This is a genomic window from Amycolatopsis orientalis DSM 43388 (genome assembly GCF_000411975.1).
GTDB lineage: Bacteria > Actinomycetota > Actinomycetes > Mycobacteriales > Pseudonocardiaceae > Amycolatopsis > Amycolatopsis orientalis_D.
This window is the reverse complement of record NZ_ASXG01000077.1, coordinates 82538-94744: the sequence shown is the minus strand read 5'-3', so window position 1 is coordinate 94744 and position 12207 is coordinate 82538. Positions and strand designations below refer to the sequence as shown.

12 protein-coding genes are annotated in these 12207 nt (G+C 67.8%); all 12 read right to left on the bottom strand.

Going from position 1 to position 12207, the window contains the following annotated elements; genetic code table 11:
* Positions 1-17 precede the first annotated feature (17 nt).
* Entirely contained in the window at positions 18-626 is a 609-nt protein-coding gene (locus tag L942_RS14600; protein ID WP_037360197.1) for a hypothetical protein, read from the bottom strand.
* Positions 627-662: 36 nt separating this feature from the next.
* On the bottom strand, positions 663-1925 hold the full coding sequence (locus tag L942_RS14595) for an MCE family protein (protein ID WP_037360195.1): 1263 nt from the start codon (positions 1923-1925) through the stop codon (positions 663-665).
* Entirely contained in the window at positions 1925-3145 is a 1221-nt protein-coding gene (locus L942_RS14590) for an MCE family protein (protein ID WP_037360389.1), read from the bottom strand. Before L942_RS14590 ends, L942_RS14595 begins: the two co-directional genes overlap by 1 nt.
* A 10-nt stretch (positions 3146-3155) precedes the next feature.
* Complete coding sequence (locus tag L942_RS14585; RefSeq protein WP_037360193.1) at positions 3156-4337, bottom strand: MCE family protein; 1182 nt, start codon at positions 4335-4337, stop codon at positions 3156-3158.
* Positions 4334-5320 (bottom strand): MCE family protein, encoded by a 987-nt coding sequence (locus tag L942_RS14580; RefSeq protein WP_037360191.1) that lies wholly within the window; start codon positions 5318-5320, stop codon positions 4334-4336. Before L942_RS14580 ends, L942_RS14585 begins: the two co-directional genes overlap by 4 nt.
* Complete coding sequence (locus L942_RS14575; protein WP_037360189.1) at positions 5317-6345, bottom strand: MCE family protein; 1029 nt, start codon at positions 6343-6345, stop codon at positions 5317-5319. Before L942_RS14575 ends, L942_RS14580 begins: the two co-directional genes overlap by 4 nt.
* The gene (locus tag L942_RS14570; RefSeq protein ID WP_037360188.1) at positions 6342-7673 is read right to left on the bottom strand and encodes an MCE family protein; all 1332 of its coding nucleotides are present in this window, start codon (positions 7671-7673) and stop codon (positions 6342-6344) included. The genes L942_RS14575 and L942_RS14570 overlap by 4 nt, the downstream gene beginning before the upstream one ends.
* Positions 7670-8506 (bottom strand): MlaE family ABC transporter permease, encoded by an 837-nt coding sequence (locus L942_RS14565; RefSeq protein ID WP_037360186.1) that lies wholly within the window; start codon positions 8504-8506, stop codon positions 7670-7672. The genes L942_RS14570 and L942_RS14565 overlap by 4 nt, the downstream gene beginning before the upstream one ends.
* Before the next feature lie 2 nt (positions 8507-8508).
* A complete protein-coding gene (locus L942_RS14560) occupies positions 8509-9261 on the bottom strand; it encodes an MlaE family ABC transporter permease (protein WP_051165981.1) in 753 nt (250 codons plus the stop codon).
* A 32-nt stretch (positions 9262-9293) separates the two neighbouring features.
* Positions 9294-10472, bottom strand: a complete 1179-nt coding sequence (locus L942_RS14555) for an ABC transporter ATP-binding protein (RefSeq protein ID WP_037360182.1) — start codon at positions 10470-10472, stop codon at positions 9294-9296.
* A gap of 458 nt (positions 10473-10930) precedes the next feature.
* Positions 10931-11323, bottom strand: coding sequence for a 50S ribosomal protein L7/L12 (gene rplL, locus L942_RS14550; RefSeq protein WP_009072216.1), 393 nt, complete (start codon positions 11321-11323; stop codon positions 10931-10933).
* Positions 11324-11372: 49 nt separating this feature from the next.
* On the bottom strand, positions 11373-11927 hold the full coding sequence (rplJ, locus tag L942_RS14545; RefSeq protein WP_037360180.1) for a 50S ribosomal protein L10: 555 nt from the start codon (positions 11925-11927) through the stop codon (positions 11373-11375).
* Positions 11928-12207 lie beyond the last annotated feature (280 nt).

Genomic DNA, 12207 nt, shown 5'->3' with positions numbered 1-12207 from the left:
CCGATCTGCGGGTGAAGCTACTTGCCGGCGGCGACGAGCGGCACTTGGTCGATCCCGGACAGCTTCCACTTGCCGTCGACCCGGGTCATCTGGACCTCGAGCCGCAGCGCCTTGGTGGCGTTCTTCCCGCCCGCCGAGGTGTCCGTGCTGATCGCGGCCAGGAAGCTGGCCTTGCCGTCGTGGTCGTTGAGCTCCTCGACCGCGATGTCCTGGATCGTGGTGGTGACCTTGACCTTCTGGTCGGTCAGCGCCTTCGAGTAGTTCGGCTGGGCCTGCTCGATCTGCTTGGCCATGTCGTCGCTGGAGACGTCCTTCTGCTGCTGGAAGTACGTGTCCAGGTGCTGGTAGTCGACCTGGGTGTAGGCCAGCACCGCGGCGGCGCCGTCCTTGAGCACGTCGTCGCGCGCCGAAGCCAGACCCCGGTCGCCGTCCATCTCCGCGACCAGCCACATGATCCCGAACACGATCGCCACCACCAGCGCGGCGAGAGCGAACGCCCCGGATCCGAACAGCCACACCCGCGGCGATCCGGGAAGCGTCCACTTTTCCTTCGCCGCCACCGCCGTTGCCGGTTCGGGCGTATCAGCGGTCACCTCTTCCTCGGCGACCGCGTGCTCGGCACTCATAACACTCCAGAGTAGGTAACAGTCATCAAATCCCGGTCAGCCGAGTCCCAGCAGCGAGCCCATGCTGTTCAGCGAGACTCCGGGGCTGCCGACGACGCCCGGCACCTGAGCGTCGCGCTGCTCCTGCAGCTGCTGCGCCGGCCGGTTCTGGTTCGCCGCGATGTCCTGCTGCGACGGCTGCACCGGCACGCCGTTGTACGGCGCGTTCTGGGAACCCCGGACGTTGATCGGGCTGCCCTTCGGCTCGGCACAGTAGGCCTTGTCGTCCTCGGGCCGGGGCGAGGTGTCCGAACCCGGACGGTACTGGCTGTAGGGCAGATAGCCCTTCGTGCACGACGGCGGGTTGAACAGGTTCAGCACCAGGCCGAGGTGCGCGGTCCCGTCGCCGGGGGCCACCGACGGCGCGGCGGCCGCCAGTGCCGGATAGGTCACCAGGCCCTGTTCGAGGCCGTCCAGCCGGGTCACGGTCAGGTTGGCCGTCGTCAGCAGGTTCGCGGTCAGCGCGCCGAGGCCGGGCCCGGTGTCCTTGACCACCTGGCTGATCTGGGTCGCCACCTGCGGGGTGACGCCGATCAGCTTGCGCAGGTCGCCGTCGGAGTTCTTGAGCGTCCCGCTGAGCTGGTTGAGGCTCTTGGAGAAGGACGCGAAATTCGACGCCTCGTCGTTCTGCGTGTCCAGCACCTGGCCGCCCGCCTGCAGCAGCTGCACGGTCTGCGGCAGGTACTGCTGCGCGGTGGTGGTGAAGCTGCGCGCGGTGTCGAGCAGCTGCTGCAGGTCGCCGCCGGTGCCGCGGAACGCGTCGTAGGACTCGTCGACGACCTTCCGCAGCGCGTCGGTCGGCACCGAGGCCGACAGCGAGTCGAGGTCGCCGAGCAGCCGGTCGGTGCTGACCGGGGTGCTCGTGCGGGCGGCCGGGATCACCGAACCGCTCGCGAGGTACGGACCCTGGTCGTTCTTCGGCCGCAGGTCGACGTACTGCTCGCCGACCGCGGACCGGTTGGCGATCACCGCGTCGAGGTCCGACGGCACGCGCGGGGCCGACGGGTCGATGTTCAGGTCGGCTTCGAGCCCGCTCTGGGTCAGCCGCAACTGCCCGACGCGGCCGACGTTGAAGCCGCGGTAGGTGACCTCGGCGTTGGTGAAGATCCCGCCGGATTCGTTGAGCTGCAGCTTGACCGTGTACCCGCTGCTGCCGAACACCGTGCCGAGGCCGGCGAACCGGATCAGCGCGTACACGATGGCCACGACCGAGATGATGGCGAAGGCCACCAGCTGGATTTTCGTCCTGCGCAGCAACATCAGCCAGCACCTCCGGAAAGCACCCCGAACAGGCCGGACAACCCGCTCTGCGACGGCTGCCCGCCGCCCTGGCCGCCGGTCGAGGACGGAGCCTGCTGTTGCTGCGCGGGCTGGCTGCCCGGGAACGACAGCGGCGGCGGCTGGTTCGCGGGCGAGCCTTCGACGCCGCCGGTCAGCCCGGGCGCGGGAATGAGCCCGTTCAGCCCGTTCTGCCTGCTGCGGCCGAGGTTGTCGATGACGTCCTTCAGGTTCAGGTCGACCTTGGCGAACAGGTTGAAGTAGTCGCCCTTGACGTCGTTGTAGGCCTGGTCGGTGAACGGATAGGTCAGCAGGATCTCCAGCGCCTTCGGCAGGTCGCTGCCCGCCTCGCCGAGCTTCTGCAGCGTCGGCGTGAGCGCCTTGAGGTCGGCGACCAGGTCCGCCTTGCTCTTGTTGACCGTGTCGGTCGCGACGCCGGAGAGGTTGTTGAGCGCGTTCAGCATGGTCACCAGCTGGCCGCGCTGCTGCTCCAGCACCCCGAGCCCGGGCCCGAGGTTGTCGACCGCGCCGACCAGCTTGTCCTTCTGGTCCCGCAGCGTCATGGACAGCCGGTTGAGGCCGTCGAGCGCGCGGGTGATGTTGGCCGACTGGTTGTCGAGGTTGGTGACCAGCTCGTTCGCGTTGGCCAGCAGCGCCTTGATGTCCGGCTCGCGGCCGGCGGTGGCGTTGTTGAGTTCCTTGGTGATCGTGTTGAGCTGCTCCACGCCGCCGCCGTTGAGCAGCAGGGACAGCGCGCCGAGCACCTCCTCGACCTGGACGTCGCGGCCGGTGCGCGCGAGCGGGATGGTCGCCCCGTTCGCCAGCTGCCCGGTCGCCTCGTCGCCGCCCGGCGAAGCCAGCTCGACGTACTTCTCGCCGAGCAGGCTCGACTGCTTCACGTTGGCCATCGCGTTGGCTGGCAGCTTGACGTCCCCGTTGACCTCGACGGTCACCTCGGCGTGCCAGCCGTCCGGCGTCAGCCCGATCGACTTGACCTGCCCGACCGGCACCTCGTTGACCTTCACCCCGGACTGCGGGACGAGGTCGAGCACGTCCTTGAACTGGATCTTCAGCGTGTACGGGTGGCTGCCGAGGTCGGCCCCGCCGGGCAGCGGGACGTCGTAGACGCCGTTGAACGCGCAGCCGCTCAGCACGAGCGCGGACACCGTGGCGAGCGCTCCGCCCGCGGCGAACTTCGTCAGTCGCTTCACGTCAGCTCCCCTGCGTCCCGTAGACCTGGCCCTGCAGCGGGAGCGGCAGCGGCGGCAGCTGGCCGTTCTGCATCGCCTGGATGACCTGCGCGGTGGACGGCAGCGGAACCACGCCGTCGACCACCTTGGCGATGCCGTCGCAGGCGTTGCCGAGCAGCTGCTTGGTCACCGAGGTCTGCTTGAGCAGGCTGCAGACCATCACCAGCGGCGGCTGGGTCAGCTCGTTGAGGTTCGGCCGCGTGTCGAGCGTGCCGGACGAGCCGTTGTAGACGCCGACGATGTTGGACAGCGCGACCGGCGCGACGTCGAGGATCTCGGCGAGCGAGCTGCGCTGGTCCACCAGCACCTTGGTCACGCTGGCCAGTTTGTCCACATTGGACTTCAACCGGCCGCGGTTGCGTTCGATGAAGCCCTGCACCGACTGCAGCGTGGTGCCGAGCTGCTGCACGGTCTGGGCGAGATTGTCCTTCTCCCCGGCGAGGAATCCGCTCACGTCGGCGAGCTGGCTCTCGAACTGGCGCACCTGCCCGTCGCTGTTGGCGAGCGACTGGGAGAACTTGCCGAGGTTCTGCACCGTCTGGAAGAGGTCGTCCTTGTTGTCCGCCAGCGTTCCGGACGCCTGCCCGAGCTTGGTGATCGTGTCGTGCAGCGCCTTGCCGTTGCCGTCGAGGTTGTTCGCGGCGGTGTTCAGCAGGTCCGAGAGCGAGCCGTTCTTGTTGGCCCCGTTCGGTCCGAGCGTCTCGCTGACCTTGGCGAGGCTGGCGGCGAGCTGGTCGACCTCCAGCGGAACCTCGGTGCGGTCGAGGCCGATCGTCGCGCCGTCGGAGATGCGCGGGCCGCCGGTGTAGGCCGGGGCGAGCTGGACGTAGCGGTCGCTGACCAGCGACGGCGACACGATGACCGCCTTCGCGTCGGCGGGCACCGCGACCGAGCGGTCGTATTCGAGGTCGACCCGGACCTGGTTGCCCATCGGCTGGATCTTGGTCACCGTGCCCATGTCCACGCCGAGCATCCGGACGCTGTTGCCCTCGTAAAGGCCGACGGCGCCGGAGAAGTACGCGGTCAGGTGGTTGCGGCCGGCGTCCTTCAACGTCCACCAGAGCGCGCCCGCGACCACGAGCGCGAGGACGATCGCGATCGTGAAGCCGCGGGTGAGCGACTGGCCGAAGCGGGTGTCGGTCATTTGGAGTTGCACCCCTCCGGATTGAGCGGGCCGACCGGAGGAAGCACCAGGCCGCAGATGTAGTTGTCGAACCAGTGCCCGGTGCCGATCGTGTTGTTGAAGACCCGGATGAACGGCGCGAACTTCTGGATCCCCTGCGCCAGCGAGTCCTGGTTGCGCTGCAGCATCGACGTGAGCTGGTCGAGCTGGGTGAGCACCGGGTTCAGCTGGCCGTCGTTGTCGTCGATCAGGCCCTGCAGCTGCGTCGACAGCTGCTTCGAACCGTCGAGCAGCGTCTTGATCGCCTGCTCGCGCTTGCCGATCTCGTCCAGCAGCTGGTTGCCGTCGGTGATCAGCTTCTGCACCTCGGCGTCCCGGTCGACCAGGGTCTGCGACACCTGGCGCGTGTTGGCCAGCAGGTTCGCCAGCTGCGAATCGCGCTTGGCGATCGTGTCCGACAGCTTCGACAGCCCGGACAGCGCGCCCTTCACGTCCTGCGGCGTGTTCGAGAACGTCTGGGTGATCGCCTCGAAGCTCTTCGACAGCTGGTTCGTGTCGATCGCGTCGACCGTCTGCGACAGGCCGCGGAACGCGTCGAGCACGTCGTACGGCGACATCGTCCGGTCGCGCGGGATCGGCGAACCGGGGTCGAGGTTGCCGTTGCCCTGCGGGTCGAGCGCGAGGTACTTCTGGCCGAGCAGCGTCTTGATCTTGATCGCCGCCGTGGTCTTGTCGCCCATCCAGGCGTCCTTGACCTTGAACGACACCTTGACGTTCGGGCCGTCGAGCTTGATGTCGGACACCTTGCCGACCTTCACGCCCGCGATCCGCACGTCGTTGTCCTTCTGCAGCCCGGCCGCTTCGGAGAAGTCCGCGCTGTAGGTGGTGCCGCCGCCGATCACCGGCAGGTCCTCGGAATTCATGGCGGCGACGAGGCCGAGCGCCATGACCGCGATGCCGACCAGCGCGATCGGGATCGGGTTGCGTTTCTGGAAGGACTTCATGGCTTGCACCTGTCCCGGTTCACCGGCGCGAGCGTGAAGTCCGTCGGCGGCAGCAGCCCTGGCACGCCCACCGTCCCGGTCATCTCGCAGGAGTAGAAGTTGAACCACGAGCCGTAGTCGCCGGTGCGGGTGAGCGCACTGACCTTCTTCGGCATGAACTGGATGAAGTGCTCGACGAGCGGCTCGTTCTGGTTCAGGTTCGTGGTGAGCTTGCCCAGAGCGGCGATGTCGTCCTTCAGCGGAGCCCGCGCGTCGGTCAGCAGACCGGCGGTCGTGTTGGCCAGGTTGCCCAGCCCCTCGATCGCGTCGCCGATCGGCTTGCGGTCCGCGGCGAGGCCGGACACCAGCTGCTGCAGCTTCACGATCAGGTCGTTGAGCTGCGGGGTGTGCTGGTTGACCGTGTCGAGGACCGAGTTGAGGTTGTCGATGACCTCGCCGATCACCTGGTCCTTGTTGGCGATCGTGGTGGCCAGCGAAGCGGTGTGCGACAGCAGGCTTTCCACCGTGCCGCCCTCGCCCTGCAGCACCTGGATGACCTCGTACGACAGCTTGTTGACGTCGGCCGGGTTCAGAGCGGTGAACAGCGGCTTGAAACCGTTGAACAGCTCGGTCAGGTCCAGCGCGGGCGTGGTGCGCTCGAGCGGGATGGTGTCGCCCGGCTTGAGCGTCGCGCCGCTGGTGTCGTCGCCCTCGCCGAGCGAGACGTAGCGCTGGCCGACCAGGTTGCGGAACTTGATCTGCGCGGTGACGCCTGCCGGGAGCTTGCGCCCTGAGTCGACCTCGAAGTCCACCTGCGCCTGGCGCTTGTCGACGATCTTCACGTCCTTGACCTGGCCGACGCGGACGCCGGCGATGCGCACGTCGTCGTTCGGCAGCAGGAGCGTGGCGTCGGTGAACCGCGCGGAGTAGGCGCTCGTGCTGGTGGTGTTGATGTTCGCGATGCTGATGCCGAGCACTGTCGTGAACAGCACCGTGACGACCACGAAGATCGTCAGCTTGATCAGCGGTGCGGCGAGTCCCCTCACTTGACCGTCACCTCCGTGCCCCGGTAGAGCGGGCCGACGAGCAGCGAGCCCCAGCCCGGGAACTGGTCCTGCGAAATCCCCATCTCCGGGCTGACCAGCGCGGCGAGGAAGGAGTTCTCGGCCGCGGTGTTCGCCGGGTTGCCGCCCGGGGCCCCGCCGCCGTTGACGCCGGCCGCGTCCGCCTTGAAGTTGGCCGGGTTAAGGCCTTCGCCGACGGTCTTGGGCGCCGCGCCCTGCTTGGTGCCGTCCTTGAACGGGCCGTCCGGCGGCTGCTGCGGGAACGGGTCCGGCGCGGGGTTGAGGTCGTAGCAGCGCGGACCGCGCTTGTCCTCGAACCGCGGCTCTTCGCCCGGCTTGTACGGCCCGCGGTTCACGACGACCTCGATGGTCGCGTTCAGCCCCGGCTTGCCGTTGTACTTGCCCAGCGCCGCGTCCGCGACCGGCACGACCTTCGCCATCTGCTTCAGCACGCACGGGTATTCCGGCGAGTACTTGGCGAGCAGTTCCGCGGTCGGCCGCGCGGTGCTGGCGAGGCTGATCAGGTTCTGCGAGTTCGCTTCCAGGAACGACTGCAGGTCCTGCGAAGCGGTGGTCAGGTTGCCGTAGAGGCTCGACAGGTTCGCCTGCTCGGCCACCACGGTGCGCGTGGTCGTGCTCAGGTTGTCCAGGCTCTGCACCAGATCCGGCGTCGCGTTGCTCAGGTGCCCGGAGAACTCCGCGAGCGCCTTCAGGTTGTGCTGCAGTTCCGGCTCGTGCGGGTTCAGGTCGCCGATGTACTGGCCGAGCTGCGAAAGCGTTTCGCCGAGCGGTTTGCCGCGGCCCTGCAGCGCGGTCGAGATCGCGGTGAGCGTGCTGGACAGCTTCTGCGGCTGCACCGCCTGCAGCACCGGCATCAGATGCTCCAGCGCCTGCTCCAGCTCGATCGCGCTCGACGTGCGGTCCTGGGTGATCACGTCGCCCTGGGAAAGCGTCTTGGCCGACGGGTCCTTCGGAATCTCCAGCGACACATAGCGTTCGCCGAACAACGTCTTCGGCAGGAATCGCGCGGACACGTTCTGCGGAATCAGCTTCACCGACTCCGGGTCCATCGCCAGGGTCAGTTCCGCGCCGTTCTCGGTGGCCTTGATGTCCTGCACCGAACCGACGATCAGACCGCGGACCTTCACGTCCGACTGCTTGAGCAATTGGTTGCCGATGCTGCCCGCGTCGAGCTTCACCGTGACGAACTTGCTGAACGCCTTGTCGTACATCGCGATGCTGAGCGCGATCCCGCCGACGAGCACCGCCACCAGCAGCAGGCCGAGCAACCTGCGCCGTAGTGTGGTCATCCCGCAATCCTCACCGTGACGTCGGTTCCCCAAATCGCGAAACCGATGAAGAAGTTCACGACCGAAACCGTGACGATGGAAAGCCGCACCGCGCGGCCCACGGCCACGCCCACCCCGGCCGGCCCGCCGCTGGCCCGGTACCCGAAGTAGCAGTGCGAAAGAATGATCAAAACGCTGAAGATTAGCACCTTGATGAACGAATAGAGTACGTCTTGCGGTGGTAGGAACAAGTCGAAGTAATGGTCGTAGGTACCCGCGGATTGTCCGTAGATATAGATAACGACCAGCCGGGAGGCGAGGTACGAGCTCAGCAGGCCGATCACGTACAGCGGGATCACCGCCACGAACCCGGCGATGATCCGCGTGGTCACCAGGTACGGGAGGCTCGGCACGCCCATCACCTCGAGCGCGTCGATCTCCTCGGAGATCCGCATCGCGCCGAGCTGTGCGGTGAAGCCCGCGCCGACCGTCGCCGACAGCGCCAGCCCGGCGACCAGTGGCGCGATCTCGCGGGTGTTGAAGAACGCGGTGAGGAAGCCGGTGAAGGCCGACGTGCCGATCGAGTTCAGCGCCGAGTAGCCCTGGAGGCCGACGAGGACACCAGTGAACAGCGTCAGGCCGACCATCACGCCGACCGTGCCGCCGATGACCGCGAGCGAGCCGGAACCGAAGCTCACCTCGGCCAGCAGCCGCAGCACTTCCTTGGTGTAGCGGCGCAGCGTGCGCGGCGTCCACAGCAGAGCCCTGCCGTAGAACGACATCTGGTCGCCGAGCGTGTCCAGGGTCTCCAGCGGGCGGTTGGCGATCCGCTTCGCCCCCGAGAGGAACGTCATGATCAGTCCAGCTTTCCGGGCACGAGCTGCAGGTAGATCAGCGTGATCACGAAGTTCACGACGAAGAGCAGCAGGAACGTGATGACCACCGACTGGTTCACCGCGTCGCCGACGCCCTTCGGGCCGCCGCTCGGGTGCAGGCCGCGATAAGCCGCCACGACCGCGGCGATGAAGCCGAAGATCAGCGCCTTGATCTCGCCGACCCAGAGGTCGGGAAGCTGCGCGAGCGCGGAGAAGCTGGACAGGTACGCGCCCGGGGTGCCGCCCTGGAGCACGACGTTGAAGAAGTAGCCGCCGAGCACGCCGATGACGCTGACCATGCCGTTGAGCAGGAGCGCGACGAGCATCATGGCGAGCGTGCGGGGCACGATCAGCCGCTGGACCGCGGAGACGCCCAGCACCTCCATCGCGTCGATCTCCTCGCGGATGGTCCGCGCGCCGATGTCCGCGCACACCGCGCTGCCGCCCGCACCGGCCACCAGCAGCGCGGTGACCAGCGGACTGGCCTGCTGCACGGTCGCCAGCACCGAACCGGCACCGGTGTAGGACTGCGCGCCGAGCTGGCGGGCGAGCGCGCCGAACTGCAGCGAGATGACCGCGCCGAACGGGATCGCGACCAGTGCGGTCGGCAGGATGGTCACGCTCGCGACGAACCACGCCTGCTGGATGAACTCGCGGAACTGGAACGGGCGCTGGAAGATGCCGCGGATGATGTCGAGGCCGAGCGCGAACAGGTTCCCGGTCTCCCGCAGCATTCCGTAGCCGGGGATCTTGGCCGTGCTGGTGGTCACGCGCCACCCTGCCCGTGCCGGGGCGACCGGCCGTCCGCGCCCGGAATGCGCGCGACCTGGTCGGCGGGAAGCTGTCCCTGGTGCTGGTCGGGCACCGGGCCCGGGGCGCTGACCGGCGGCAGCTGCTGGGTGTCCTCCGGACCGTGCTGGTGGTGGAAGGCGCCGGGGTTGGGCCGCACGTTGTAGTACCGCTGCTGCTCCGGCGTCAGGGATTCGATGATCCCCTCCTGCGCGCTCGGCGGGAGCGTGTGCAGGATCCGCATGACGCGGTCCATCCGGCGCTTCGCCCCGGCCCGCTCCGGCATGCCCGGGCTGACCTGCATCTGCGGCACGACGCCGCGGACGTCCTCGTTGAGCACGTCGCCGTGCCCGGCGGCGGCCTCGGCCTGCTCGCGGGCCATCTGGGCGCTGTCCTTCTCCTCGGACATCCCGATCGGGCCGAGCTTGCGGCCGTTGAGGAACTGCTCGACCACCGGCTCGTCGCTGGTCAGCAGCACCTCGCGCGGGCCGAACATGACGAGTTCCTTGCGGAACAGCATGCCGAGGTTGTCCGGCACCGTGCGGGCGAGGTTGATGTTGTGGGACACGATCAGGAACGTCGCGTCGATCTGGGCGTTGACGTCCAGGAAGAGCTGCGAGATGTAGGTCGTGCGGACCGGGTCGAGACCGGAGTCCGGCTCGTCGACCAGGATGATCTCCGGGTCGAGCACGAGCGCGCGGGCGAGGCCGGCGCGCTTGCGCATCCCGCCGGAGATCTCGCCGGGGAGCTTCTTGTCCGCGCCGGCGAGACCGGTGATCTCGAGCTTCTCGAACACGATCCGGCGGATCTCGGTCTCCGACTTCTTCGTGTGCTCCCGCAGCGGGAAGGCCACGTTGTCGAAGAGGTTCATCGAGCCGAACAGCGCGCCGTCCTGGAAGAGGACGCCGAAGAGCTTCCGGATCTCGTACAGCTTGTGCTCGGAGCAGGTGACGATGTCGACGCCGTTGATGACGCAGCGCCCGCGGTCCGGCTTGAGCAGGCCGATCATCGACTTCAGGAACACGGACTTGCCGGTTCCGGACGGGCCGAGCATCGCCGAGACCTCGCCGGGAGGCAGGGTCAGCGTCACGTCCCGCCAGATGGTCTGCTTTCCGAAGGACTTCGTCAGACCTTCGATGACCACCTCGGCACCCATCGCACCTCCAGGAGCTGTTCCGCGTCGTCGCGCACCGCCGCCCCGTCACCCGCTGGCAGCGGCGGAGCTCGCGCGGCGAACTCCGCTTCAACCAGGTGCAACGAGCTGAGCGCGAACAGGTTACTCACCAGTTTTGTTCTCTGGCCAGCCCCCGTGCACGTCTCACGCGCCGGGGATCCAGTACGGCGACCGCTGGCAGCACGGTAGTGCACGTCACGTTCCGGCGCAGAGCCAGATGGCCGACCGCGCCTCACCCTGACGGGTTAACCGGCGGAAACGCGACAAACAGGGGGTGACTCGGGACCGTCGGGTAAAGGGTTGATTCGCCTGAACGAGGGCGCCTGGGGCCGAGGTGGCGACTGTGCGTATTTTTTGTCTCGGACAGTGAAAGGGGCGGGCACCCAAGTCGGGTGTCCGCCCCTTTCGAGGTGGTGCTGCAGGCGCTTGCGCGCCCGGGATCACTTGATGGTGATCTTGGCGCCGGCGGCCTCGAGCTTCTCCTTGGCGGCGTCGGCGGCCTCCTTGTCGACCTTCTCCAGGAGCGCCTTCGGAGCGGCCTCGACCAGCTCCTTGGCCTCCTTCAGGCCCAGGCCGGAGACGACCTCGCGGACGACCTTGATGACCTGGATCTTCTTGTCGCCGGCCGAGTCGAGGATGACGTCGAACTCGTCCTGCTCGGCAGCGGCCTCGGCGCCACCGGCGGCGGCACCCGGGGCGGCGGCCACGACGGCGGCCGGGGCGGCGGCGGTGACGTCGAAGACCTCTTCGAATTCCTTCACGAACTCGGACAGCTCAAGAAGGGTCAGCTCCTTGAAGGCGTCGATCAGCTCGGCGGTGCTCAGCTTCGCCATGATGGCTTCCTCTCAGAAAAACGAACGAGACGTTCGGGGGTGGGGTGGTTCAGCTCTCGGCGGGTGCTTCGGCTGCTTCGGTACCGGTGGCGTTGCGCTGCTTCTCCTCCAGCGCGGCAGCCAGGCGGGCCACCTGGGACGCCGGCGCCTGGAACAGCGCGGCGGCCTGGGAAAGCTTCGCCTTGAACGCGCCCGCCGCCTTGGCGAGCAGCACCTCGCGGCTGTCGAGATCGGCGATCTTGGTGATCTCGTCCACGGACAGCGACTTGCCGTCCATGTAGCCGCCCTTGATGACAAGCGCGTTGTTTTCCTTCGCGAAGTCGCGAAGCGCCTTCGCGGCGTCGACTGCCTCGCCGTGCACGAAAGCGATCGCGGTCGGGCCGACGAACAGGTCCTCGATCCCCTCGAGGCCGGCGTCCTCAGCGGCACGCTTGACGAGGGTGTTCTTCGCGACCCGGTACTTGGCACTGGTGCCGAGAGCGCGGCGCAGCTGGGACAGCTGAGTCACGGAGAGGCCGGTGTACTCGGTAACGACGGTGGCCGAGCTGCTGCGGAAGCTCTCCGCGATCTCGGCGACGGCCGCCACCTTGTCGGGCTTCGCCATGGTCGCCTCCTCTCTTGGCTAGTGTCACCACTGGCTTCGACGGAGGCGCCCCCGAACGACAAAACGCCCACGCGCAGCAAGACGCGGGGCGTTGCCCAGCCGGAACGGCTAGGGTTAGGGCCTCGTTCCTCCTGCGCGGGCCGTCCGCCGTACTGCGGAACCTTCGCTCCCCGGGAATCCGGAGAGAACCAGCGGTCTTTGGTAGAACCGTCGACCAGCATACGGGAGCCCTCCCCGGCCTTCGCGGGCACCCCCTGGCTGAGCTGCGAGAACCGGGGCA

Coding starts and splice junctions, on each gene's coding strand:
- L942_RS14580 (WP_037360191.1), bottom strand. CDS start 5,320: ATGAAGTCCTTCCAGAAACGCAACCCGATCCCGATCGCGCTGGTCGGC.
- L942_RS14570 (WP_037360188.1), bottom strand. CDS start 7,673: ATGACCACACTACGGCGCAGGTTGCTCGGCCTGCTGCTGGTGGCGGTG.
- L942_RS14585 (WP_037360193.1), bottom strand. CDS start 4,337: ATGACCGACACCCGCTTCGGCCAGTCGCTCACCCGCGGCTTCACGATC.
- rplJ (WP_037360180.1), bottom strand. CDS start 11,927: ATGGCGAAGCCCGACAAGGTGGCGGCCGTCGCCGAGATCGCGGAGAGC.
- L942_RS14560 (WP_051165981.1), bottom strand. CDS start 9,261: ATGCTGCGGGAGACCGGGAACCTGTTCGCGCTCGGCCTCGACATCATC.
- rplL (WP_009072216.1), bottom strand. CDS start 11,323: ATGGCGAAGCTGAGCACCGCCGAGCTGATCGACGCCTTCAAGGAGCTG.
- L942_RS14600 (WP_037360197.1), bottom strand. CDS start 626: ATGAGTGCCGAGCACGCGGTCGCCGAGGAAGAGGTGACCGCTGATACG.
- L942_RS14555 (WP_037360182.1), bottom strand. CDS start 10,472: ATGGGTGCCGAGGTGGTCATCGAAGGTCTGACGAAGTCCTTCGGAAAG.
- L942_RS14565 (WP_037360186.1), bottom strand. CDS start 8,506: ATGACGTTCCTCTCGGGGGCGAAGCGGATCGCCAACCGCCCGCTGGAG.
- L942_RS14595 (WP_037360195.1), bottom strand. CDS start 1,925: ATGTTGCTGCGCAGGACGAAAATCCAGCTGGTGGCCTTCGCCATCATC.